General features: G+C 40.7%; 15 protein-coding genes. 2 read left to right on the forward strand and 13 right to left on the reverse strand.

The window, feature by feature from the left end:
* Positions 1–11: 11 nt before the first annotated feature.
* The 7 genes from FHG64_RS19935 to FHG64_RS18475 form a co-directional block, all read right to left on the reverse strand.
* Positions 12–656, reverse strand: a complete 645-nt coding sequence (locus FHG64_RS19935) for a vanadium-dependent haloperoxidase (protein WP_317133577.1) — start codon at positions 654–656, stop codon at positions 12–14.
* A complete protein-coding gene (locus tag FHG64_RS19940; RefSeq protein WP_317133578.1) occupies positions 638–1,345 on the reverse strand; it encodes a hypothetical protein in 708 nt (235 codons plus the stop codon). Before FHG64_RS19940 ends, FHG64_RS19935 begins: the two co-directional genes overlap by 19 nt.
* A gap of 1 nt (position 1,346) precedes the next feature.
* Entirely contained in the window at positions 1,347–4,637 is a 3,291-nt protein-coding gene (locus FHG64_RS18455) for a VCBS repeat-containing protein (protein ID WP_139067761.1), read from the reverse strand.
* Positions 4,637–8,002: a VCBS repeat-containing protein gene (locus tag FHG64_RS18460; protein ID WP_139068020.1), complete on the reverse strand. Its 3,366-nt coding sequence runs from the start codon at positions 8,000–8,002 to the stop codon at positions 4,637–4,639. The genes FHG64_RS18455 and FHG64_RS18460 overlap by 1 nt, the downstream gene beginning before the upstream one ends.
* Before the next feature lie 135 nt (positions 8,003–8,137).
* Complete coding sequence (locus FHG64_RS18465; protein ID WP_139067762.1) at positions 8,138–9,736, reverse strand: RagB/SusD family nutrient uptake outer membrane protein; 1,599 nt, start codon at positions 9,734–9,736, stop codon at positions 8,138–8,140.
* Positions 9,737–9,751: 15 nt separating this feature from the next.
* A complete protein-coding gene (locus tag FHG64_RS18470; RefSeq protein ID WP_139067763.1) occupies positions 9,752–12,835 on the reverse strand; it encodes a SusC/RagA family TonB-linked outer membrane protein in 3,084 nt (1,027 codons plus the stop codon).
* 294 nt (positions 12,836–13,129) lie between these two features.
* On the reverse strand, positions 13,130–14,005 hold the full coding sequence (locus tag FHG64_RS18475; RefSeq protein ID WP_139067764.1) for a diacylglycerol/lipid kinase family protein: 876 nt from the start codon (positions 14,003–14,005) through the stop codon (positions 13,130–13,132).
* Between the two features lie 65 nt (positions 14,006–14,070).
* Between FHG64_RS18475 and FHG64_RS18480 the strand changes: the two genes are divergently transcribed.
* The gene (locus FHG64_RS18480) at positions 14,071–15,036 is read left to right on the forward strand and encodes an App1 family protein (RefSeq protein ID WP_139067765.1); all 966 of its coding nucleotides are present in this window, start codon (positions 14,071–14,073) and stop codon (positions 15,034–15,036) included.
* A 175-nt stretch (positions 15,037–15,211) separates the two neighbouring features.
* The gene (locus tag FHG64_RS18485; protein WP_394344197.1) at positions 15,212–17,326 is read left to right on the forward strand and encodes a Tex family protein; all 2,115 of its coding nucleotides are present in this window, start codon (positions 15,212–15,214) and stop codon (positions 17,324–17,326) included.
* 79 nt (positions 17,327–17,405) lie between these two features.
* On the opposite strand, the gene FHG64_RS18490 is transcribed toward FHG64_RS18485, so the two are convergent.
* From FHG64_RS18490 to FHG64_RS18515, 6 genes are all read right to left on the reverse strand, one after another.
* Entirely contained in the window at positions 17,406–18,197 is a 792-nt protein-coding gene (locus tag FHG64_RS18490; protein WP_139067766.1) for a PRC-barrel domain-containing protein, read from the reverse strand.
* Positions 18,198–18,208: 11 nt separating this feature from the next.
* On the reverse strand, positions 18,209–18,862 hold the full coding sequence (locus tag FHG64_RS18495) for a hypothetical protein (RefSeq protein WP_139067767.1): 654 nt from the start codon (positions 18,860–18,862) through the stop codon (positions 18,209–18,211).
* Positions 18,863–19,259: 397 nt separating this feature from the next.
* On the reverse strand, positions 19,260–20,459 hold the full coding sequence (locus FHG64_RS18500; RefSeq protein ID WP_139067768.1) for a class-III pyridoxal-phosphate-dependent aminotransferase: 1,200 nt from the start codon (positions 20,457–20,459) through the stop codon (positions 19,260–19,262).
* A 128-nt stretch (positions 20,460–20,587) separates the two neighbouring features.
* Complete coding sequence (purL, locus tag FHG64_RS18505) at positions 20,588–24,253, reverse strand: phosphoribosylformylglycinamidine synthase (protein ID WP_139067769.1); 3,666 nt, start codon at positions 24,251–24,253, stop codon at positions 20,588–20,590.
* A gap of 145 nt (positions 24,254–24,398) precedes the next feature.
* On the reverse strand, positions 24,399–24,968 hold the full coding sequence (locus FHG64_RS18510; protein ID WP_139067770.1) for a lamin tail domain-containing protein: 570 nt from the start codon (positions 24,966–24,968) through the stop codon (positions 24,399–24,401).
* An 87-nt stretch (positions 24,969–25,055) separates the two neighbouring features.
* Complete coding sequence (locus FHG64_RS18515) at positions 25,056–26,276, reverse strand: RsmB/NOP family class I SAM-dependent RNA methyltransferase (protein WP_139067771.1); 1,221 nt, start codon at positions 26,274–26,276, stop codon at positions 25,056–25,058.
* Positions 26,277–26,344: the final 68 nt, after the last annotated feature.

Consider the following 26,344-nt stretch of genomic DNA (forward strand, 5'->3'; position numbering starts at 1 on the left):
AAGTTGGGAAATTACATATTTAAAGGCTGTAAGGCAAGATCTTTTACGACGTGGGCCCCAAGGTTCAATCCCTGGGATAAACCTTCTTCAATAGCACTCCTATAGTGTATACCGCCGTAAAGCCTGCTTAAAGCAGCCTCGTTGGCTGCCTGGTGAAAAGAATTAAAGGACCTTACCGGCAGGCCATATTTTACTTCGGTATCGTCATCATAAGAAAAGTCCTCTCCAAACAATTGGGTCAAAACGGTTGCCGCAGCTCCAGATACTACAGAGTGGCCACTGGGATATTCCGGAAAGGGAGGGGTTTGTAGTACCGGTGCCCAGTTTTCATCTATAAAGCTGTTAATTAGAGTTTCGGGCCGTATAAGCTCACTACTATATTTTTCTTCCCAGCAGCTTATAAAAGCATCGGCAATGGCAACAGATGTTGCGGCATAGGCATATACCGTCCTGTCAAAATCCAGATCCCTTTTTTTACTGGCAATTTTCGTAATTCCCATCCAATGGCCGCCCGGGGTAATTTTTTTGGTTGCAAACATAAGGTGCCCCCGCTGAGTTGATACATAGGGGTTACAGTCCCAGAACCTGGCTGTTTGTATCTCCTCGCTTTCATTACCAAGAGTATCGAGTGAATATCTCAAAGTATAAACTTCCATAAGCTCTTGTTGGAATTTAGAATTTTTTCCATAGAAAATTCAGGTGGGGGAGCGGGTTTAAATTGTGAGGCCGAGTCCATGGAAAATGTTCTTATTTTAGCCCAGTGAGGCTCAATTCCATCCATATAAAGTGGGGGAGTAGGCTGCCAGCGATGGGGCTCATCTGAATATACAGAAAATTTTGGAAGGGTGCGGGTCTCCTTGTAATTATCCTTACTTTTCCAGTTTGCAACGTGGCCGGCTACTTCCAATCCGTAATTCTTTGAAGCTTCAAAAACCCTCTTATTTTGTTTTTTCCAGGCAGTATAAAGGCTATCGCGATAAGTTAGAAGTTCATTTTCTGAAAAAATAAGCTGCTTTCCTATCTCCATATGCGCTATAAGGGCAGCGAGCTGGAAATTAATGTTTGCTGTGGTATCTGGATCGGGTAAAGGTTCGAAATCTTTATAAGTATGGGAGAATGATTTTAATTTGTTATTTCCCTTTACCAGAACCTCATAAGCTGCAATATTAGAATAGGCATAGATCCTGCTGGCAACAGGAGGAGAAAAAATATCGTGCACCATGATCTCCGTTAGCCGGTCCATGGCATTGTGATAATCCCCTGCAGTTATCTCAATAGGTTCTGCCTGTTTCTCACAGCCGCCCAGCAGTAATGCTATGATAAAAATATGCAGAATATTCCTCATCTTATTTTGCAAGTTTGTAAAATTGTGGCTTGTCATTGTTCACTGTTACCATTAAATATCTTTCTCCATCAATCCTTATTATCGCAAGATTTCTCACACTCTTTTGGGTAAGGTTAAGCCCCAGGTGGTCTGCTTCAATTATTTTTCCTGATGAAGTGATCATAGCACCCGCCAGGCTACTGAAGTTCCCATGGTATGGGGTTACACCAAAATAATTTCCTGCAACCAATGCTTCATTTTCCCCGTCATTGTTAAAATCCTCTACTAAAAAGGAGGTAATCGGTGCTACCTGTAAAGGAGCTTCAAACTCTTTAAAAGTAAATGTTCCGCCTGAATTTAGCAAATATCCAGAGGCCATTGTTTCGACTGTTAAAAGCTCTGCCTTTTCCAGTTGTTCCTTATCAAAGATCTCTTCTATAGTTTTGCCTGCAAAATTCTTGTATGCAGGAAACTTTTTCCTTAGATAAGATAGCTGGCTCACCAGTTCATCCAATCCTGCAACGGGGTAATATTGACCATTTCTGGAATAGGCCACTATAGTTTCGGTACTGCCGTTACCATCAAAATCGCCGTAATACATACGCAATGGCTCATTTTTGCTGGCATTGAATTTCGTGTTTAAGCCCCAATTACCCAATAAATAATCCATTTTGCCATCACCGTTTATATCAAAGGGAATAATACTTTGCCACAGCCCTTTGAGATGTTCCTTTGTAAATTGGGAGGTCCTGTCCTTCAGAATTCCGTTTTCATTTCTAAAGAACCGCGGACTCATCCATTCTCCCACCACAATAAGATCTTTGTTATTGTCACCGTCAAAATCTGTCCAAATAGCATCAGTTACCATGCCAATATTCCTTAATTCTTCATTCTCTATAATTTCGAAGCTCCCCTTGTTGTTCTTAAGAAGGTAGGAGCCGGGGATCTTTCCGAAGTTATTGGAAACAGCGCCACTACCTATAAAGAGGTCCTGGAATCCGTCATTATCATAATCATACGCCCTTACTACCTTCCCATTTTCATAGTAGGAGGGAAGTTCATTTTTGCTGAAGGTCTTACCGTCATTTACATAATACCGGTCAAGCAGGGCCTTGCTATCTCCATAGAATTCCCCTCCCCCCGAAACCACAAATAGGTCCTTGTGGCCATTGTTATTGAGGTCTTCTGCAATGACTGAAATATCCTCGGTAATAGAGTCATTTAAGATATCGCTGAAATTCTGTTTTTTGAATCCCCGGGAGGATTGGTAGTATATAGAAGACGGCGCAAGTTTTGAACCTCCAAAGAAAATATCATCAAGCCCGTCCCCATTAAAGTCGGCCACTACACTGGCAGGGCCGCGGTCTGAAATTTTATAGGGAATAAGTTTTTGCCGGTTAAAGTCCACATAATTGTTTTCTTTATGAACATAGTCTATACCCGGGATTGAATCAATTTTGGTAAAAAAAGGCTCCGGTTTTGGAAAGACCTTTTTATAATTAACATTCTCCCTGTTTTCCCCCGGCGTGAGGTTGAGAGTTTGATTTAGCCGTACATCATATAATCTTTCAGCAGTATTATCTGGCCATATTACCAGCAGGGAATCTACTTTTTGCAGGTCACCATAACCAAAATGAATGATTGGCTCAGACGAGGATTGGAAACCCCGTGTGGTATATAATTGTTTCAGCTGCATATTTCCGTTATGGTAAGAGATCACTTTAGAGCCAATACCAAATGTGTTGGGAGCAGTAAAATTCATTTTTATCTTTAAATAAGAAGAATTTCCTGCGAAGTTGTTTACATATAAAGTTGCGGGGTGGTTAATATTATTGGTTACAATATCCATTGCTCCATTATTATTAAGGTCGCCCCAGGCGGCGCCAGTGGAGATTATGGAATCCCTGCCAAACCATTTACCCGATTGATCACTGAACTTTAGATCCCGGGAGCCCCGAAGGATGTAATTATGAACCTTTCCACTTGGCATCATATCCAGAGCTTTCTGGTCTACAAGCTTGGTAGTGGTGATCTTTTGCTGTATTTGTTCATTGGATACGTATTTTATATAATCAAGATCATTAGGCCGTCGTGGTATACCTGTGGCTATAAAAACATCCTGATGCCCATCGAGGTCAAGGTCCACAAAAAGAGGGCTCCAGCTCCAGTCTGTCGCTGCAAGGCCGCTGTACAATCCCATTTCCTGAAAATATTCCCCACTCCGGTTTATTTGCAACATATTACGGGTGTATTGCTGGTGGTAATTAAGCCGGTTGATCTTCATATTATGAAGGTCCAGTGGGTCATCTCCCATAGAGGCTTTAAGCACCTTTTCGTCTTCGGGGAGCATGTCCAGGGTTAAGATATCTGGATACCCGTCATTGTTCACATCCCCCACGTCACTCCCCATAGAGAACCTGCTTACATGGGTGAATTTTTCTTTAAGTTCTTCAGTAAAAGTGCCATCTCCGTTATTGATATAGTAATAATCATCTTCATGGAAATCATTGCTTACGTAAATATCTGTAAGACCATCATTATTGAAATCGGCCGTTGCCAGTCCTAGTCCATACCCGTTTGCACCACCGTATATTCCCGCTTCTTCACTTACATCTATGAACTTTCCGTTATCATTTCGAAATAATTTATCTCCACTTTCTACAGTACGATTATTTCTTATATCTGCCGGGCCATAAGTATTTACTGTATGTACCGCATGGTTTAAAAGATACATATCCAGATCGCCATCATTATCATAATCAAAAAAAGCCGCGGTAGAGGAGTAGTTTTGAATTGCCAGGCCATATTTTTCAGCTTCTTCCGTAAACGTATTGTCCCCGTTATTGATGAATAGTTCATTCTTCCCGCGTAATCCATTAATGCCTACCACTGCACAAACATAAATATCCAGGTAGCCGTCCCCATTGACATCGGCCATGGTTACGCCCGTATTCCAGCTTGAATTACCTGCAACCCCGGCAGTTTTTGTTATATCCTCAAACTTCATGTTCCCCTGGTTTAAGAAAAGCTTATTTGGAACCTGATTGCCTGTTAAATATATATCGGGAAGGCCATCATTATTAATATCGCCAATGGCAACACCACCGCCATTGTAGAAGTACAAATAATCCAGAATGTTCAAGACATCTGTTTCTGTAAGGGTGTTGGTGAAATCAAGTCCTGTTTCCTTAACAGCCGGCGTCTTGAAGAGAAACTCCTCTTTAGGGTCGTTTTTACAGCCTGTGACAATAAAAAATACTGCTGTCAAGAGCAGGGGTAAAAATGAACCTATGTAATTATTGAGCTTACCCATTAGTTCAATTTGTATATTTCAGGAGACTCATTATTTTTTCCCGCAATGAGGAATTTTTCCCCTTTCCTATTAGTGAACAGGCGAAGGGCACGTACCTGTCCTTTTAAAATAAGACCTGATTCTTCAGGTTTCATGATATGGTAGGAGCTTTCTTTACTTCTGTTTAAAACGATCCCCTGGTTGGCATCCAGGCGGGTAAACTGTGGTTTGAGATTATGGTTATTCCCGGCTAGAATGATATTTTTATTACCCACTTTAGTTTCAAATATTTCAAGGGCATGAATGCTGGATAATTGCACCTCGGCTGGTAATTCTTCCACTGTAAAAGTGCCATCTCCATTATTGATAGCCACCATACTTTTAAACGTTGAAATATTCTTTACTATAGAGTTTTCCAGGATCTCTGCTGAAAATAATTGGTCTATGGACCTTTTCGCATATTCAGAGAATTTGAGGTTTTGTTTTTTGATAGAAGAAATTTGTCCTGCAAGTTCCCTTCTTAAATGAACGGGAATATCTTTTCCATTAATTGGACGGGTGAAAATTTGTTCAATAGTACCATTATTATCAAAGTCGTTGATGTAAACCTTAACAGGTCCTTCCAAAGAAGGGTTATAGAATGAATTGGTACCCCGGTTGCCCAGGATGAGATCCTTATGGCCATTGTTGTTAAGATCTATTGCAGCAACAGCCGTCCAGGCACCCGTAAATTCATCAAGGTTGGTATTATATGGGAGCAAGCCCTGGGGAGTGGATCTGAATATTTTAGGTGCCATCCAGTCTCCTGTGACTACCAGGTCTTTTTTCCCATCTCCATCCATATCCTCCCAAATAGCAGAGGTAATCATCCCGATATTTTTTAACTCAAATGCCTTTGCTTCTGTTACATCCTTAAAATTCCCATTACCATCATTTTCCAGTAACTGGTGAGTAGGGTTTATGCCATAAATGCCCGGGACACTGCGACTTCCAATAAAAAGGTCCAGGTCTCCATCCCCATCAAAATCGTGAGCGGTTACTACTGCCGCATTATGTCCTGTAGATGGTAATGTATTTTCCAACCGCACAAAATTTGCATTTCCCCTGTTTTCATAAATTCTTGGTTGATAAAGAGAGCCTTCAGCACGAACATTGTTACCTCCAGAAACTACTATAAGATCTTTTTTACCATTTCCTGTAACATCTGCAAAAATGGCATCGACATCTTCAAATTCTGCATCCTGGATAAATATCTCATTATTAGCTTCTGTAAAATTACCGGGAGAACGCTGCAGGTATAATTTCCCTGGCTGGTTGCGGGCGCCTCCAATAAAAATATCCTCATTACCGTCACCATCCACATCACCCACAGCAAGAGCAGGTCCTTCCCTTGAAAGCATTTGATGTATTAGCCCCTCATAGTCAAAATCCACGTAATTGTCTTCCTTATGAGCCTGTAGCTTGTGGTTGTGCTGGCTAAATAGGGGAGTGGTGGAAGGCACAGGTACTGAAATATCGAAATCTGCATTCTGTTGGTCCAACATAAGCACCTGGTTCACAGCTATATCATAAACCATCTCAATTTGCCGGTTTGGCCATATAACCTGCAAGGAATCTATTTTTACGGCTTCACCAAGTCCAAAGGTAAGGGCATAATCTATGGAGGATTGGAAGCCCCGTGTAGGGATCAATTCCTGGTAAATGATTTTATCTTTTATATAGAGGTTTACGCGGCTGCCTATTGCAAAGGTGTTTTTTCCTTCTCCTTTAAGGTTGACCTTCAGGAAATTGTTAGCGGTCATTTTATCTGAATTATTTCTATAAACAGAAAGCTCACTATTCACATTGCTCACAATAAGGTCTAAATCCCCATCCCCGTCAAGATCCCCATAAGCAGAACCATTTGAGAAACCCGGGGTAGCCAGTCCCCAATCTTCAGCTACATTTTCGAAGGTAAGGTTCCCATTATTTTTAAAAGCATAGTTTGGAATGGGAGTACTTGGCATTTGATTGAGGATTGAATCAAATTCCTTCTTTTTGCCGGTAAGTACCATTTTTTGAAGTATATCATTGGCAAAAAAGTCCATGAAATCCTGGTTTGTAAGGTCATGATAAATCCCGTTGCTTACAAAGATATCCTTGAAACCGTCATTATCCATATCAAAGATAAGGGCACCCCAGCTCCAGTCTGTTTCAGCGACCCCGCTGTAAAATGCTATTTCGCTAAAGGTGTTATTGGTATTGTTAAGCTGCAGGGTGTTCTGCATATACTGGTGGTAAAAATCATTATCCAGTTTGCGTTTGTAAAGGTCGTACCGCTCGAAATCACTTGTGTTCTTTAGCCGTTCATCATCCTCTGGCAACATATCTGTTACAAAAATTTCCGGAAAGCCGTCATTATTGATATCGGCCAGATCTGCCCCCATGGAGGAAAGGCTTAAATGAGAAATATAATCTTTAATTTGTTCCCTAAAAGTACCGTCGCCCTGGTTGATGTACAGATAATCCCGTTCATAAAAATCATTGGATACATATATATCGGGTAGATTGTCATTATTTACATCGCCAATGGTAACACCCAGACCAAAGCCAATAAGGCTCCCATAGATGCCGGCCTCTTCACTCACATCTTCAAAAACTCCATTGTTGTTTTTCAGCAATTTATCGCCCCCGCCTTTAAAAACTTCAGGCAGGTTCCAGTCATCACTTCTTAAATCTCTTTTATTGGCATATCCCAGGCTTGAAACCGGAATAAAACTGTTATTGAGGATGTACACATCAAGATCTCCATCCCCATCAAAATCAAAAAATGCGGCATGGGTGGTAAAACCATTCTCATCAAGATTATATTGAGCTGCAGCCTCTGTAAATGTAAGGTCACCATTATTAATGAACAATTCATTGCGGCGGTCTTCACCTTCTATATTCCCTGCATTGCTTACATAAATATCAAGATAGCCGTCGTGATTGATATCCACAAGAGTTACTCCTGTAGACCAGGCTTTAGTGCCTCCTGTTCCTGAAGTTGCTGTGATATCCTTGAATTTAAAGTCGCCCAGGTTGAGGTAGAGTTTATTTTCACCCATATTTGAAGTGAGGTAAACATCTGGCAGGCCATCATTATTGATATCACCAATTCCTACCCCGGCTCCATTATAAAAATTACGGTATTTGAAGATATTAAAGTCCTTTTCGTTCTTTACCTGGTTTGTAAAATCTATTCCCGTTTCCTCTGCAGGGACTTTGCTGAATAAGAAGTCTTTCTGCTCCTTTTTTTCCCCGGTATTGTTTTGATCTTTTTTAACACATGCTGCTGCCAATAACAAGCCTATCAATGAGAGAAGTACCTGTTTAGGGATTTGTTGTAGCTGGTAGGAATAGTGCATCATTTGACTATAAAAAGGAATTAAATTTCCTATGGATTTGGAGCTACAATTTAACAGAATTTTTTGAAGCAGGAAATAAAAAAAGGGCTTAAAAGATAAACTCTTAAGCCCCGTTTTTATTATTAAATAATCCTGTTAATATCCCGGATTTTGGACCAGGTTAGGATTGGAAGTTAATGCTATAGATGGGATTGGGAAAAGATTTCTGGTATCATCTGTTGCAGGTTTGAATTCCCATGCTTCAGTGAATTGTCCAAATCTTATAAGATCCTGTCTTCTCCACATTTCAATATAGAGTTCCCTACCTCTTTCATCGAGCATATCCTGCTCTGTTAAAGATCCAAGAGGAGAGGCTTGTCTTAATTCCCTTAGCTCATTTACAAGTGCCAGGGCGTCTCCACCTGTACCACCTCTCATGATAGCTTCTGCCTTCATTAAGTGGGCATCTGCATACCTGAACAGAACCATATGTCCTGTGTACGCACCATTCGTAGGATGATATTTAAGTACTCTAATACCAGTACTCTCATTATTACCCAGAAGTCCTGGTAATTCTTTGGTGTAGAAAAGTGGATTTCCACCACGATCTTCAGTCATATTTCCGTCCAGTTCGTATTGCTGTCCAAACAGGAAGCCTATTCCAATATCAGAACCATCAATAAAACCATCACCGTCGTCATCTCTGCCACCGGCAAAATAACCATCACCTTCACCTACACGTGTACCTTCGTAGGGAACAAATCCTCTTCGCTCTTCCTGCCCGGCATCAGGGTGGTTGTGCTCAGGGCTTCCCTCAAACAGATCATAGAATTCAGCAAGAGTTGAAAAGCCATTCCATCCTCCCCCTGTGTTATCGGGAACTGTTTGGAAATAATGCAATCCATTCCATATGCGTGAACCTACACCTGTATTAGTAAACCAGATAGTTTCTGTATCTACTGCAGGCTTAAAGATCTCGAAATAGCCACTCTGCAATCCAAAACCAAAATCAGAAATTGCATCCACATGACTAACCACCTGGGTCATATCTGCAGCATCTGCAGTAGCATTTCCTAAATAGATATGTTTATTCAATAAGATCTTAGCCATAAGGTAATGGGCAGATGCCTTACTTGCGAAATTTGCATCGGGTCCCGGACCAGTCGCAGGAAGATCTGGTAAAGCTTCTGTAAGATCCTTCATAACAAAATCAAACGCCTCGCTCCTGGTCATAACCCTTGGATCAACATCTGCTCCTTCATCTACTTCTCTAAAAGGAACCTGTCCAAAAAGGTCCATAACCCAAAACATACTAAATGCTCTTAAGAATTTGGCCTCAGCCAGTTGTTGCGCATTTGCATTACTTTCTGGAGCTATAATTTCAGAAAGATTAAAGACATTTCTGTTATATGCATTCCAGCTATTGAGAATGAACTGGTGGTTTGGATCCCAGGTATGCTGGTGGAGGGTTCTCCATAATCCATTATCACCCCAGTCTGTTCCCCGAGTGGGAACCAACATCTCATCTGATGTTACTTCCTGCAGGGCAAACAAATTCTCCTGTGTATCCAGCTGCCCTCTTATCTGGTCATAACTACCTACCAAAGCACTGGGAACATCACTTACTCCAGAGAACCCGTCCCCGCTGTCCTCACGGAAAATTGAATCGGTCTCTTCAAGCTCAAGATCAGTACAAGCTGTAAAACTTAGCACCGCTCCAAGCAAAATCGATGATTTAATAAAATTAATTTTCATATTATTTTTTATTTATTAGAATGACACGTTAAGACCTAAAGTTACAGTTGTTGCTCTTGGATAGCTAGTATACTCTATCCCCGCTGTAGGAATACCATTCAATGATTTATCTGTATTAACTTCAGGATCCAACCCGGAGTAACCGGTAATAAGGAACAGGTTTTGTCCCGTAACACTTAAACGTAGTGCATTTAGGAAACTGTCTGGTCCTACTTCAAAATTATATCCAAGGGTGGCATTTTGTAATCTCAGGAAGTCACCTTTTTCAAGGAAACGGGTCGAAACATCTGGTGCATTATTAGCTGCCTCTCCATTTCCTATTACATTTCTTGTAACGTTGGAACCAGAGTTCAATGCTCCTGCAGTAAAGAAGGCATTCTCTGTATTATTATATACGTAGAATCCAAACTGTCCTGTTAGGAAAGCAGATAGGTCCCAATTACGATATTCCATACGTGTGGAAATACCAAGGTTGGTAGTAGGTAAGGCGCTCTTACCCACAAAGGTTTGTACATCCCCATTTGGATATATGGTTTGCCCATTTTCATCAAATCCTCCAAATTCTCTTAGATAATATGAAAATAGCGGTTGTCCCCCTGCCAGAAGTTGAGCATAGGCATTAGTTAAACCCTGCCCGTTAATACCTCCAGTTTGGATCAAACCATCGAAATCCTCTACCATATTCTCATTATAGGCAATGTTGAATCCAACATTCCAGAAGAATTCCTGATCCTGGAAAATATCATAGTCCAGGCTAAATTCAACCCCCTTGTTAATTACATTCGCATCCAGGTTTTCCCATACGAAATCCTGGGCTGCAGGTTGTGCAGAGAAGGTCTGGAATAAAAGATCTGTGGTGGACTTATAATAATAGTCTATAGAACCGCTAAGGCGATCGTTTATAAAACCAAAATCAAAACCAACGTTGGTCTGGGAAGTAGTCTCCCATTTAAGATCTTCATTTCTAAAAGTCACCTGGCCTGTTCCCGGGATATTTATCTCCCCGTTATCGTTTATACCAAAACCTCCAAATCTATCACGTGGTGTGTATAAGTTGTAAGGTATTTCCTGGTTACCGGTTACCCCGTACCCAACTCTAAACTTAAGAGTCGAAAAAGTATCGGGAATAAAGTCTTCGTCACCTAATTGCCATGCAAAGGCTCCAGAAGGGAAATAACCGTATTGGTTATTCCCACCAAAACGTGTAGAACCATCTGCACGCAGGGTAGCAGTGAAAAGATATTTATCTGCCAAAGTATAATTTACCCTACCAAAGAAAGATTGTAGCTCATCTATAGTATAGAAGGTATCTCCTGCAACAGCTCTCGCACCCAATCCAGATGGAGCGGTAGGTCTTTCTGTAACTACATTCGGAAATAATCTATTAACGAACATTCCATTTTGATCATACCCATATTGTTGATATGATCCCTGGATGCTACCTTCGAGAATATCGCGGGAAGACTGCAAATCATTGATCATTGCATCCATTGCAGTGCTCTGGAAGCCCCATCCACTTACATTGATTCCCTGGCGGTCAAACTCTTGATAAGAATAACCTATTAATGCGTCAATTTTTGAATTTTCAAAAGCTTTTTCATAGTTAAGGGTAAATTCCATCAGCTTGTTAGTGTTGTCAATCTCATTGATCTGAGACCTTCCGTTCCCCGGTACCGCACTAAGTACCCCCTGAATGTCTCCTGAAATTCCGAAACCACGATAAGACTCAGCTTTATCATATCCCAGGTTTAACCTGGCAGAAAGACCCTGTACAATTTCATAATCTGCAGAAAAGTTCAATAACATCCTGTCAGTCTCTGTTTCATCAAGGGTATACTTCAAGAGCGAATTAGGATTAAGCTGCCCGGTGAATGGAGAATCTGGATCGCTTGGAAGAGTTGGATTGGCTCTATAGGCCCCTCCAAGTAAATCCCCCTGGAAACCTGCATTATTTGAAATAGGAGCACGTACATCATTTACCCTTGAAACAGCGGTTTGAAGTCCTAATTTAAGCCTGTCATTGAATAAACGATGATTGATGTTCAATCTACCTGAAAGTCTTTCCATAGAAGAATTTTCCACTATACCCATAAGATCTGAATAACCTAATGATACCCTGTAATTCCCCTGATTATAGGAATTTGCGTAGGACAGGTTATGTTCCTGGGTAAATGCAGTCCTGGTGATCTCATCCTGCCAGTCTGTATCCCCGCCAAAATCTGCAGCAGCTCTGTCCCCACCTATACCTTCGTAGGCATTAAGAAATTCTTCCCTGTTTAAGAGGTCATACGAATTTGCAGGCGTTGCAACACCCAGATTAGTCGAGTAATCAAACCTTCCTCCAGTCATTCCACGACCAGATTTGGTAGTTATGATCACAACTCCATTGGCACCCCTGGAACCATATATGGCAGTTGCAGAAGCATCCTTAAGCACACTCATACTCTCAATATCCTGCGGATTTAAAAAGTTGAGAGGGTTTTTTGGTGAACTATCACCAAAACCTACGTTTGTTCCTCCTGCAGAAACATTATCTCCTGCCAGTGGAACTCCATCTACCACAAATAATGGGTCATTTCCACCTCGCACAGAGGTTGTACCACGAATACGGATATTAACCCCCGCACCGGGCTCTCCACTTGCAGAGGTAACTTGTAAACCGGCAGTTCTACCCTGGATTAGTTCTTCTGGAGAAGCAACCACCCCACGGTTAAAATTCTCTGCGGTCACAGTGGCTACCGCACCTGTTGCATCTCTTACCGTTGTTTGGCCGTAACCAATAACCACCACTTCGCTTAATGCCGAGGCATCTTCACCAAGTGTCACATTAATTGTTTCTCTCCCGTTAACAGGAATTGTTTGGGTTGCATACCCTAAAAAACTAAATACCAAAACAGCATCTGCCGGTACGTTGTTCAAGGTGTAGACCCCGTCAAAATCTGTAGTGGTACCATTTGAAGTACCCTGCGCTAAGATGTTTACACCGGGTAATGGCATCTCCCCATCTGTTACTGTTCCTGTGACTGTTTGAGCTTCGACAAAAGCAAAACTTAAGACAGCCAAAAGCAACAAATAACCCTTAAGAAATTTTTGTTTCATAAAATTCATTTTTCAATTTGATTAGTTAAAACCTGATAAGTTCAATTACTAAATTTAATGAAAAATAAACCGAAAAATCAAACATATCATATTCGCAAACCATTTAGTAATAGCATTTTTTCATTTTTTAGGCAAGTTTTCTTCATTTTATGCAAGGGAAAAATGGCCGGTAGTAAGGGGAGGTGCAGCAGAAGAACCCTTGGAACTACAAGGTTTCTGCCTAATTTTGACAAAATTCTAACTTTCTATTAAAAGTTAAATTTGAGAGTGTTAATAAAAATTTAAAATTTAGAGTTATAGGACGGCGATACGCAGTTTTTGGGGTATAATTTCGGCTTCAATAGATTTTCTTTTACCCAGATATTCCCCGTCGATCTGGAATGGTACTGGAGTATGACAGGTAATTTTAGCTCTCTTTGTACTAATAACCTCAACCACTGCAGGGTCAAGATCTACAACATTTCTTAAAGTTTTTAAGATCTCGATGAAATCAAATTCCTTATAAATGAGGATCTCAAAAAATCCATCATCAAGTTTACCCTTAGGATTGACCTTAGCTCCTGTGCCATAGGAACTGGCATTGGCTATTGCCAGGAGAATACCCTCTGCTTCGAAGACTTTATCATTAGCTTCTACCGTGAACTTAAAAGGATAATCGCTGTTCAAAAGAGTTGGGACAGTTTGAAGGAAATAACCCCATTTACCTCTTATGCTGGATTTTTCATACCTCCTAATAAGCTCTGCGTTAACTCCAAAATCACTCATATGAAGACAATAATCACCATCAAGCAGTATTATATCAAGGTAATTAAAACTATCTCCAAAAGCGGCCGTTATTTGCTCTGGAAGGGTTGCAGGTAATTTTAAGTTAAAAGCAAGGCCGTTGGCAGATCCTGCCGGAATTATTCCCAGGGGAATATCCTGATCTTTTAAAGCCTCAGCTGCAAGTTTTATAGTACCATCACCGCCCGCTACAATTAGACGGCTGGGGTTCAATTCTTTGATCCTTTCCTTTAAATTAAATACATCCTCTCTGCCAGAGGTTTCAAAAACAAAAAGAGTTGCTTGCTTTTTGATCACCTCTTTTTTAATATCCTCTATAAGATCTGTTTTGTCCATAGCCCCCGAAATTGGATTAACCACCAGCAAAACATTCTTTATCGCTCCCATTGCTTTAATTTGTAGCTAAAATTAATTATTTTGGAGAAAATTAGAGTTAATAAAAAGTCAATAGGGTGAAATTTGATTTAAAATTATACAGGGGTTATGTGAACGATAATCACCTGGTAGTGTTTGGACATGTATTTGAATCCTGGGCACCAGATAAGTATCGCACAGACAGGCGGGGTATAAAACATGCCTTTTCTATTATTCATATGTTTCGCATAAAGCCCTTAAAGAACATCCCTATTAAACTTAAATTCAAAAATCTTGAGGTAATAACAAAAACCCTGGATGACGGTTATTTTAGATTTGATGTTCCTTTTCATGAAGAGCTTGAGAGCGGCTGGCATGAGTACTGTGTCTCATGCAAGATAAATGAATTAGGTATTATTGAGAGAGCAGAGCTTTTAAAGCCTTTTGAGAGTAAAGTGGGAATAATATCTGATATTGATGACACCTTTCTAATTTCCCACAGCAATAGTTTTTTCAAAAAACTATATGTGATGTTACTAAAAAATATAAATAAGCGCAAGATCTTTGATGATGTGGTAAAGCATTACCAACATTTAAGTATAGCAGGGCAGGACAGCAAGGAAGCGTCCAACTCATTTTTTTTCGTTTCCAGCAGTGAATGGAACCTGTATGGATTCATAAATGATTTTGCTGAAATGCACGGGTTACCAAAAGCGGTTATAAAGCTTAAGAAGATAAAGACAGGAATTTCAGATTTTCTTTTCACCGGCAGGGGCAGTCACAATCATAAGTTTGAAAAGATAAAGGATATAATCTCTTTTTATCCAGATCTTCAGTATGTACTATTAGGAGATGATTCCCAGCATGATGCCTATATTTATGAGCGTATATGTAAGATTTTTCCAAAAAATATTAAAGCGGTCTACCTGCGCCAAACCGGAAAAAAGCAAAAAATCAAAGTATATTCTGTCCTGAAGAATATTGAGAGCCTTAATGTAGAAACCTGCTATTTTTTAGGGAGCGACAAGGCGATCCTGCATTCCAAAAACATAGGGATTATTTGATCTTTACTTAAATCAAAGAAAACAGGGTTATTAGGAAAAGCTGCTGTGTAAGGTCTCAATTTCTTGATCTGAAGAAATTTTAGGTGCGGATTTTTAGTTTGGTATGAAAGTCATGGGCCAGTGCCCATTCTCCTTTGATTCTCTTATATTCGCTACTTCATTAATCCATTTAATTTTGAACGCAACTTTTTTTATCCAGGCCGGTCTTGATCTTCCTAAAAAGGCTATTGAAAATACCGTGGAACTGCTCAGGAATGATGCCACTATTCCATTTATTGCCAGGTACAGGAAAGACCAAACAGGGAATCTTGATGAGGTGCAGATAGAGAAGATCCATGACCTCTACAAACAACACCTCGAACTGGAAAAAAGAAAACAGGCAATAATTAAAGCCATTGATGCCCAGGGCGCTTTATCCGGGGATCTTAGGGATCAAATAAGCAGGAGCACCAGCCTTAGCGATCTTGAAGACCTTTATTTACCCTTTAAAAAGAAAAGAAAAACAAAAGCAGATGCAGCCAGGGAAGCGGGTTTAGAACCGCTTGCAACAATGATCCTTGAGCAAAGGGAAAAAGATATAAAACAAATCTCAAAAAAATTCCTCAATGCTAAAATAGAATCCATAGATGATGCTTTGCAGGGGGCTAAGTATATTATTGCTGAAAGGGTTAACGAAGATCAAAAAGTGAGGTCAGCCTTACGGAACTTGTATAGGTCCCGGGCCGTTATAACTTCAAAGGTGCTAAAAGCTGAAGCAGATAAGGCTGAAGCTCAAAAATTCAAACAATATTTTGAATGGGAAGAATCATTAAAAAATATACCTTCCCATAGATTTCTTGCTATTTACAGGGCGTCCAAGGAAGGATACTTAAGGCTGAAGATCGAGGTAGAGCAGGAGGAGGCAGTTTCAAGAATTCTTAGGTCTTTTCAAAAAGGTAAAAATAAACTGCTGAAAGATGCTGTAGAAGATGCCTACAACCGGTTACTAAAGCCATCTTTTTATAATGAATTTCTGGGTGAAGCAAAAAATAAAGCCGACGCAGATGCCATACAGGTTTTTGCCTCTAACCTGGAACAGCTGCTGCTTTCACCACCTTTAGGGGAAAAACGCATCATGGGAATTGACCCCGGTTTTAAATCTGGTTGTAAAGTTGTATGCCTGGATGAGAATGGTTCCTTATTATATAATGAAACCATTTATCCTCATCCTCCTCAAAGAGAAGGCTCCCTTGCCGGTAAAAAGCTAAGGTCTTTGGTAAATGCTTATCAAACAGAAGCAATTGCTATTGGAAACGGAACTGCTTCAAGAGAGACAGAGCATTTTATCAAGAGCATAAAATTTGACAGGGATGTAAAGGTATATGTGGTCAACGAGGCCGGAGCCTCTGTGTATTCTGCTTCCAGGGTTGCCAGGGAAGAATTTCCAGATTATGATATTACAGTAAGAGGAGCTGTATCCATTGGAAGGAGGTTAAGTGATCCCCTGGCAGAGCTTGTTAAAATAGATCCTAAATCTATAGGAGTGGGACAGTACCAGCATGAGGTCGACCAAACAAAACTAAAGGAGAAACTCGATTTTGTTGTTATGAGTTGTGTAAACCGAATAGGGATTAATTTAAATACAGCCAGTAAAGAGTTGCTTTCATATGTTTCAGGAATAGGGCCTGCACTGGCAGAAAATATTACTGAATATCGAAAAACAACCGGTCCTTTTAAAAACCGAAAAGAGTTGCTCAAAGTTCCCAGGCTCGGGGCTAAAGCCTATGAGCAAGCTGCCGGATTCCTTCGAGTAAAGGATTCAACAAACCCTCTTGATGACTCTGCCGTTCATCCTGAAAGATATGACCTGGTTAAGAAGATCGCCGGAGACTTTGATCTTGAGGTGAAGGAATTAATTGGGAATACAGATATTTTGGAGAAGGTTAAACCTAATAATTATATCCAGGTAGATCTTGGGTTATCAACATTACGGGATATCCTCAAGGAATTGGTAAAGCCGGGGGTTGATCCACGTCAAAGGATATCGTTTTTTGAATTCGATCCTTCGGTGAGAACAATTGAAGATGTGAATGCCGGGATGAGCCTGCCAGGAATTGTTAATAATATCACCAATTTTGGCTGTTTTGTAGATATTGGGATAAAAGAAAGCGGCCTGGTGCATATCTCGAAACTTGCAAAAGGTTTTGTAAGTGATGTAAATGCTGTTGTAAAACTAAATCAACAGGTAACCGTGAAGGTACTGGATGTAAATCTTGAATCCAAAAGGATCCAATTATCACTTATAGATTAATTGGGGAGGGTTTTTTTAAAAAAAAAGCCCGTTTGACACTTGGCAAACGGGCTTTTACACTCAACAAAAATGATTTCATTTACCTTTTTCTTCGGTAATTGGAACCATCAAACTCTCTTCGTTCATAGAAGTTATCATCATCTGTAGTTCTTCCCCTGTCACGATCACTGCGATAAGTTGCATCGTTATCTCTCCTACCATGATCATCCCTGTGGGCCTCACGTCTCTCGTTTTCCTTAAAAGCAGAATCGTGCTGGCGACTGTCGGCTACATTTGTTCTGTCATCATGGCTTCTCTTGTCATCATCTGCCGTGGTGCCGGTAACAACAGTTCTTTGAGTTTCATCTCTGTCCCTGTCTCTGTCTCTCCTGTCATTGTGGTCGACAGTTCGATCTCTGTCTCTACGATCATGGTCACCTCTATGCCTGTCGTAGGAATCCAGAACTACCACTTCATATTCCCTGTTAACATTCGCTCCTTTTTCAATTCGTTTGGTCTCTGCAAAGGTTTGGTGGTTGATCCTGTCTGTATAAACAAATTTCTGGTCATCATTTAAATTCACAAGGCCAACAGGAATGATAATATGATTTTCTCCTTCCTTATTGATAAACTCGTGGACATCGCTATCTGCAGGTTGACCGTAAGGATCATGATCTGCCTCGATTATGCTATTATCCACTTCAACATCCAGATAAACCACCCTTTCTGTTTTTTTATTCACAAGCAGGTTATCTACCTTACCAATTACCCTATTGTCTTTATCCTTCACCTGCCAACCTCTTACATCGGGATCATCACTTGCTATTTTATAATCTGATAGTTCATTAAGGTAAAAAAGGTGTTTATTTTTATTTTCATGTTTAGTTGCCATAATATCTTATTTTATAGGTTACTCATACTTCTCAGGACATCTGCTGCCTCTCTGAAAAATGAATTAATTTCTTCTTTTTGCTCCAGGGTTAGTGTAGAGCTATCTATATCCTGCAGTGCAGTTCTCACATCCTCAACATCCCCAGATAGGTTTGGGAAGTTTTCTTCCTGCATCCTTTCAAGTACATCGACAATTTTATTTCCGGTTTCCTTGATCTTATCGGCGTGATTTGTTGCCTGGGGATTTTGAGTGATCGCCTCTGCTTCATCTCTCATTTCCTCAAGATCCTTATCAATATCCATATTTACTTCTGCAGCTTTGGCTTCAACAGCATCTATAAGGTGAATCAAAGCATTATTAGTGTATTCGTGGTCTACTCCCATTCTCTCACGGTCTCCCACGTGAGAAAGATAATTTGATACACTGTCATCATTGAGAGTATCACGTGAGGTCTCATCCCATCCCATGGTAGAGTTATCATTATCTCTTCTTTGAGCATCTGTATAAGTAGTATCACTAACCTGCTCTGTTCTATTATCGTCCATGTCGTCCATGTCATCATCATTTCCCGCAAATAGGAAATAAAGAATAATACCAAGAATGATTAATCCTACCAGGATCCATGGCCAAATAGGTTTTTTCTTTTCAATTTTAATTTCTGCCATAATTTTAATTTTTTGATTAGTAATTGCTTTAAACACTACCTACGAAATTACCATATAGGTTAAGGGATATGTATTAAGGTTAGGCTAAACTATTGTTAATTAAGCACTAAAGCAGGAGCAGAAGGTTAAACCTATGGTTACTTTCGTTAAAATATTGAGAGTTCTTATCAATTCTTTTTCAGATAGAAGAGTTAGGATCACTGCGCCTGCCCAACCTGTTCGACACTCCTGGATATCGGAATTAAACCTTAGCGGCGAAAAAATTTAGCTTATCTCCCCGAACAAAACCTGAAGTTTCTTAATCTTATATAGATACCGTTCCAGGCTTTTATAATGAATGCTTATACAGGTAAAAACCTAACAACTATTTTTGTTCTTTATTCCGGCAACAATAGTTCTAATTTTCCCTATTAAGCTCTTCAACACTTTTTTCCAGAATTTCAAGCCCTTCCTTGGCAGTTTTTATATCTATGTTAAGTGCCGGAAAGAAAACCAGGCTACTGCCTTCGGTATCCATTAAAAGACCGTGTTGGAGGGATCTCTTCCTTATTTGAGTAGCGTATTCCTGGTCTTTAACATCAACCCCTATAGCAAGCCCTTTAATCCTTATTTCTGTTTCAGCGTTAAAATTTATATCCTTTAATTGCTGTTCAAAAAACTTTCCTGTTTCCTTAATATTATTAAATAATTGCTGTTTATGTTCAATGAGGTAATTAATAGCTACAAGACTTGCGTCCACACTTATTGGATGCCAGCCATATGAAGAGTATAAACCAACATCTTCCTCCACCTTATTTGCAATTTCATCTGTTATTATCACTGCACCTATACCCGCGTGGCCTGCAGACATTGCCTTGGCCATGCATATCATATCTGGTTTAATGTTGAAATGTTCAGTAGCAAAAATTTTACCTGTTCGGCCAAATCCTGTAATAGCCTCATCCATAATAAGCAGGGTCCCGTATTGCTTACAAAGGTTGTCCAGCTTTTCCATGAATTCTGAAGATGGGATCACTACCCCCAAATTACAAATAACCGGCTCCATAATGAATCCAGCAAGGCTGTGGTCCTTTAGTTTTTCTTCCAATGTTTTAAGTGCTTTATCATCCAGGGGAAGATCGATCTTTTCACAACCCGGAAGCAAATTAGGAAAGCTGCTATGTTTTGAAGAAGCTCCAAGGCTTATAGAGGCTATAGTATTCCCGTGATAACTCCCTTCTACAGATATGAATTTTTTCCTGCCTGTATACATCATTGCCATTTGCATGGCAGCCTCTACAGCTTCAGATCCTCCTGTGGTACGAAAGCTTGTGGTTAAATGAGTAGGGGTGAGATCTGCCAGTAATTTTGCAAGTTGTGTCCAGGGTTCATAATAGAAATTGGGATAAACATATGCCGGCCTGTCATTTTTCCTTATTTCATTCTCAATTTCCTCATTGCCCCATCCCAGGCTTCCAACCCCCGCTCCACCAAGGAAGTCTATATACTTATTACCTTGTTCATCATAAATAAGACTTCCCTTGGCTTTAGTCACTTTTAAATCGAGCGCTTCATTTCCTCTTCCAAAATACTTTTTATCCCTCTCTTTTGTGTTCATAGTCGCTTTGTGTTTCTAAAGAAGGTAAAAAAAATGAAAAAGAGTTTGTGTTAGGAAAAGGTGAAAGAGATGGTAAATAATTAAAAAAGCCCCGAATGGGGCTTTTTAGTAATTTTTATGTCCAAAAACTATTTTTTCTCTTCCAGCCATTTCCTGGCATTTACAAATGCCTCTATCCATGGGGTTACTTCATCTTTTCTTCCTTTTGGATAATAGGCCCAGTTCCATTGGAAGGTAGAGCGTTCAAGGTGTGGCATCATCACCAGGTGCCTTCCGGTATCATCTGTAAGCATAGCTGTGTTATGATTGGACCCATTTGGATTGGATGGATATTTATCATATCCATATTCTCCTACGATGTTATAACGCTCACGCGCGTATGGAAAGCTGAATTTCCCTTCCCCGTGTGCCGCCCATATTCCCAGTTTGGTGCCAGAAAGGGAACCAAGCATTACAGAATGGTTCTCTTTTATCTCTACAGAGGTAAAGGTACATTCAAACTTCTTTGAAGCATTATGAAGCATCTTTGGTTTTTCGTCATGATCAGGATTTATAAGTCCAAGTTCAATGAACAACTGGCAACCATTACAAACTCCAATAGATAGGGTATCTTTTCTTGCAAAGAAATTGTCAAGGGCCGTTTTGGCTTTTTCGTTATATAAAAAGGCCCCTGCCCAGCCCTTTGCGCTTCCAAGTACATCTGAGTTGGAAAAACCTCCCACAGCAGCAATAAATCTTATATCTTCCAGGGTTTCCCGGCCGCTTATAAGGTCTGTCATATGCACATCCTTCACATCAAAACCTGCCAGGTACATCGCCCGCGCCATTTCCCTCTCACTGTTAGATCCTTTTTCACGAATTACTGCTGCTTTGATCCTGTTCCCGGATGCATCCAGTCCCGGCAGTTTTCCTGTAAAATTTTCAGGAAATTTGAATTCGAGTGGCTGGTGAACATAATTCTTATATCGCTCTGTTGCCTTGTCCAGTCCGCTTTGTTTTTGATCCAGTAAGAATGAGGTTTGGAACCAGGTATCACGAAGAGCTGGAATGTTGAATTCAAAATCCCGGCTTCCATTCTTAATAGATAGGGTATCACCTTCAGCCGGCGATCCAATTTTAAAGAATTCTATATCGTTTTCAGTAAAAAGTTCTTCAACAGATGTGTTTCTGGCCTGGAAAACAATTCCGCAGTTCTCATTAAAAAGAAGCTTTATGATATCTTCTTCCTTTAATTCTGAAAGGTCAAGATTAGCTCCCAGGTTCACATCTGCAAAGCACATTTCCAGTAGAGTAGTGATCAATCCACCAGATGCCACATCGTGACCGGCTAGTATTAGATCCTGTTTTATTAATGCCTGGATGACATTGAAGGCAGCTGCAAACTTTTTGTCATCTTTTATTGTTGGAACTTCATTTCCAACTTTATTAAGAATTTGGGCGAAAGAGGATCCTCCCAGTTTAAAATCATCGCCAGAAAGGTTTATGTAGTAAATTGGGCCTCCATCCTTTTGCAGCAAAGGCTCCACAACTTTGGTAATATCATCGCAATGACCGGCAGCAGAAATGATCACCGTACCGGGCGCAAGTACTTCCTTATCCTTATATTTTTGCTTCATCGAAAGGGAATCCTTTCCCGTAGGGACATTGATCCCAAGTGCCAGGGCAAAGTCTGATACTCCCTGGACTGCCTCATATAGTCTTGTATCTTCACCTTCATTATTACAGGGCCACATCCAGTTGGCAGAGAGGGAAACAGATTTAAGGCCATTTTCCAGGGGTGCCCACACTATGTTGGATAATGCTTCCCCAATTGAATTCCGGGAACCTGCCACGGGGTCCACAAGGGCCGAGACAGGGGAGTGGCCAATAGTAGTTGCCACCCCTTCCTTACCATTATAATCAAGGGCCATCACCCCAACATTGTTAAGCGGTAGTTGCAAGGGCCCTGCTGTTTGTTGTTTTGCAACCCGACCGGTCACACAACGGTCAACTTTATTAGTGAGCCAGTCTTTACAGGCCACGGCCTCAAGTTGTAACACCTGTTCCAGGTAGTTGGTTAACTGGTCGCCAGTATATTCCAGAGCGGCATAATCCCTATTCACGCTCACATCATTCATTACCGTTTTTGGAGAGCTGCCAAACATATCCAGCAGGGAAAGGTCCATTGGTTTTTCCCCCGTTTTTCCACTTTCAAACTTAAAATTATGATCGTTTGTTACTGCCCCAACATTATACATTGGTGCCCGCTCTCTTTCTGAGACCTTTCTAAGGATCTCCATATCATTTTCTCCTATCACAAGGCCCATTCTCTCCTGGGACTCATTACCAATTATTTCTTTAGCTGAAAGGGTAGGATCTCCAACCGGTAGTGCATCCAGGTCTATATTCCCCCCGGTTTCCTCCACCAGTTCGCTCAAACAGTTAAGGTGGCCACCTGCCCCGTGGTCGTGGATGGAAACAATAGGGTTGTGCTCACTTTCAACCATACCTCTTATGGCATTTGCTGCACGTTTTTGCATTTCGGGGTTTGCCCTTTGAATGGCATTAAGTTCTATACCACTGCTAAATTCACCTGTGTCGGCAGAGGATACTGCGGCTCCTCCCATTCCAATACGGTAATTTTCACCTCCCAGGACAACGATCCTGTCTCCCTTCTTAGGGACATCCTTAATGGCCTGGCTTGCCTTGCCATAACCAACGCCACCTGCCAGCATGATCACTTTATCATATCCCAGGATCCTGTTGTGCTCCTCGTGTTCAAATGTCAATACAGATCCTGTGATCAAAGGCTGGCCAAACTTATTGCCAAAATCTGAAGCTCCATTGGAAGCTTTGATCAAAATATCCATTGGGCTCTGGTAAAGCCATTTTCTTTCCTCAACACCTTTTTCCCACTTCCTGTTGTTATCCAAACGCGAATACGAAGTCATATAAACCGCCGTACCTGCAAGTGGGAGGGAACCTTTTCCTCCTGCGAGCCTGTCGCGAATTTCCCCGCCGCTTCCTGTGGCTGCCCCGTTAAATGGCTCAACGGTAGTTGGAAAGTTGTGGGTTTCAGCTTTTAGGGAAATGACAGAGTCAAATTGCGATGCTGTGTAATATTCGGGAACATCAGCTCTTTTGGGAGCGAATTGTTCTACCCGTGGTCCTTTTACAAAGGCTACATTATCTTTATAGGCAGAAACTATATTATTGGGATTCTCTTCTGATGTTTTCCTGATGAGTTTGAAAAGCGTAGAAGGTTTTTCTTCCCCGTCAATTACAAAACTACCATTGAAGATCTTATGGCGGCAATGTTCAGAATTTACCTGTGAGAATCCAAATACTTCAGAATCTGTAAGCTTACGCTCAAGTTTCTTTGCCAGTTTATTTAAGTACTCGACCTCTTCATCATTTAAAGCCAGGCCTTCCTGTTTATTAAAAGCGGCTATATCCTCTACTTCAATGACCGGTTGTGGTTTTGTGTCCACGGTGAAAATTTCCTGGTCCAGTCCTTCATATTTCTGGGAAAGCATAGGATCGTAATTGGTAAAATGAGGATCAACTTTAAGGAATTCTTCAATACGAAGTATTCCTTTAATACCCATGGTTTGGGTGATCTCCACAGCATTTGTACTCCAGGGAGTGATCATTGCGGCACGGGGACCAACAAAAAAATCTGCCAGGGCAGATTTGTTGAGGAATTGCGCGTTGCCAAAAAGCCAGTTTAATTTAGTAATTGAGGCTGCTGTTAGCGCTGTATGGGTTTCTACTGCGTAAACCTTAGCGGTTTGGGTTCCGAAGAAAAGGATCATCCTGCGTTGTTTAGTGTTGTTTTTGGAAGGACCAAATTTAAGATTTTTACAACTAAATGATGATATTTAAAGAGATTAATTAAGTGTAGTTTTTAAGCAGGAAGTAAATGATCGAAAGATGGTGAGGGAAGATGAATTGTAAGGCTTAATAATATCCCAGGCCATCTACAGTGTCTACCTCATAGATATCCCATTCATCTGGTAGATAGGTGGAAGTAGGCCCGGTTACATCATCTCTCCTTCTCAGGGTCATATCCTTTCCAAAATCCAGATCATTATCTACCTCGCCTATCACATCAATTAGGATTCCTTCCTTAAATAAACCAATAGGATCGTTACCATTAAAATCCATAGGAGCACCTGCCCTGAGCAGGTGGGCATTTTCAAGGATTTCTGGTAAAACAGCTGCTTCATTACCAATTACGTATACATTATCCCTTAACAGGGTGCCTGTAAGAAGTAATTCCCCGGTCCAGTCACCCGCAGCATTCGATTGTTTTTTTATAGAATATCCCTCAGCACCAAGATCGATGTCCCTGCCGGTAAGATTGACGATCTCCAGCGCTTTGTTGAAAGAGGTGCCTTCAATATATTCTGAAAAGAATAGATCTGGTGAAAATTCTTCTTCTACCAGAATGGGTTCCCGCGCATCATCTTTTTCACAGGAAGAAAAAATAAAGGTCATTACAAACAGGTAAAATAAGGCTCCTCTCATAGGCTGAAATTTATTTTAAGATACTATTTTTTTCGAAAATTCTATATGGTGAAAAGATGCCTTACCCTGAAGTTTTCTCAACCAGCCTTATGATTTTGCGGTATTTTCCAAAAGGGCCATATAAAATCCATCAAATCCGGTTTCTGATGAAAGGATCTTCTGGTCTTTAAGCAGCTTAAAACTTTTGCCGGCTTCCCCCGCCAGGAATTTTTCGACCTGCTCCTGGTTTTCAGATGGTAAGACAGAGCAGGTGGCATAAACCATTTTTCCTCCCGGTTTCAGGATCCTTGAATAAGTATTTAGGATCTCCTCCTGGGTTTTTTTTATTGTTTCAATGAACTCCGGCTGCAGTTTCCATTTTGCATCGGGATTACGGCTTAAAACCCCCAGCCCGCTACAGGGTGCATCAATAAGGACCCTGTCTGCAGTACCATATAGTTTCTTTACTACCTTGGTTGAATCTATGGCCCTTGGTTCAATATTATGTGCTCCTGCACGCTTGGCGCGTCTTTTTAGTTCCCTGAGTTTATTCTCATAAATATCTGTAGCAATGATTTGTCCTTTATTTTCCATAAGGGCAGCAACATGGAGGGTTTTGCCACCGGCCCCTGCACAGGTGTCCACCACGCGCATGCCTGGTTCCACCTCAAGAAAATTTGCAACAAGCTGCGAGGAAGCGTCCTGCACCTCAAAGAACCCATTTTTAAAAGCTTCGGTCTTGAACACATTAGCTCTTTCTTCAAGTTGCAAAGCTTCAGGGAAACCTTTGATAGGTTCTGCCATAATGCCTTCATCCTTTAAAGCACTTCTAAGGTTATCTCGGGTGGTTTTTAATGTATTGGTGCGAAGTACCACGGGGGCCTGCTGGTTAAGGGCGTGGATCTCTTTTTCCCAAACCTTTTCTCCCAGTTCTTTTACCCCTAGCTCATCCAGCCAGTCTGGTACAGATTCCCTGTACTTTCTAATCTTGCTAAGTTCATCAAATTTACCTTTAATCCTTCTGCTGGGAGTAGGTTCGATTTGTTTCCAATCTGGGAGATTAACACCACGTAATGTAGCCCATACGGCAAATAATCTAAAAAGATTTTCACGAGAATAGGGTGCCTTAACTTCGGCAATTTCTGTATATAAACGCTTCCATCTTACTATGTCGTAAGTGGTTTCAGCTATGAAACTACGATCACGGGAACCCCAGCGTTTGTCTCTCTTTAATGTTTTTTCTATTACTTTATCTGCATATTTCCCTTCGTTGAAAATTTCTGCTAGGGCATCAATGGTTGCAAATACTAAATTCCTGTGTAAGCGCATATTTTTTATTATAAGGCTGCAAAGGTACTCAAATTTGCCACCTAATATTTTATATTTGGAGCAAATTC

Source organism: Antarcticibacterium flavum, assembly GCF_006159205.1.
GTDB lineage: Bacteria > Bacteroidota > Bacteroidia > Flavobacteriales > Flavobacteriaceae > Gillisia > Gillisia flava.

Coding starts and splice junctions, on each gene's coding strand:
- FHG64_RS19940 (WP_317133578.1), bottom strand. CDS start 1,345: ATGAGGAATATTCTGCATATTTTTATCATAGCATTACTGCTGGGCGGC.
- FHG64_RS18455 (WP_139067761.1), bottom strand. CDS start 4,637: ATGGGTAAGCTCAATAATTACATAGGTTCATTTTTACCCCTGCTCTTG.
- FHG64_RS18460 (WP_139068020.1), bottom strand. CDS start 8,002: ATGCACTATTCCTACCAGCTACAACAAATCCCTAAACAGGTACTTCTC.
- FHG64_RS19935 (WP_317133577.1), bottom strand. CDS start 656: ATGGAAGTTTATACTTTGAGATATTCACTCGATACTCTTGGTAATGAA.
- purL (WP_139067769.1), bottom strand. CDS start 24,253: ATGATCCTTTTCTTCGGAACCCAAACCGCTAAGGTTTACGCAGTAGAA.
- FHG64_RS18475 (WP_139067764.1), bottom strand. CDS start 14,005: ATGGGAGCGATAAAGAATGTTTTGCTGGTGGTTAATCCAATTTCGGGG.
- FHG64_RS18465 (WP_139067762.1), bottom strand. CDS start 9,736: ATGAAAATTAATTTTATTAAATCATCGATTTTGCTTGGAGCGGTGCTA.
- FHG64_RS18495 (WP_139067767.1), bottom strand. CDS start 18,862: ATGGCAGAAATTAAAATTGAAAAGAAAAAACCTATTTGGCCATGGATC.
- FHG64_RS18490 (WP_139067766.1), bottom strand. CDS start 18,197: ATGGCAACTAAACATGAAAATAAAAATAAACACCTTTTTTACCTTAAT.
- FHG64_RS18510 (WP_139067770.1), bottom strand. CDS start 24,968: ATGAGAGGAGCCTTATTTTACCTGTTTGTAATGACCTTTATTTTTTCT.
- FHG64_RS18500 (WP_139067768.1), bottom strand. CDS start 20,459: ATGAACACAAAAGAGAGGGATAAAAAGTATTTTGGAAGAGGAAATGAA.
- FHG64_RS18470 (WP_139067763.1), bottom strand. CDS start 12,835: ATGAAACAAAAATTTCTTAAGGGTTATTTGTTGCTTTTGGCTGTCTTA.
- FHG64_RS18515 (WP_139067771.1), bottom strand. CDS start 26,276: ATGCGCTTACACAGGAATTTAGTATTTGCAACCATTGATGCCCTAGCA.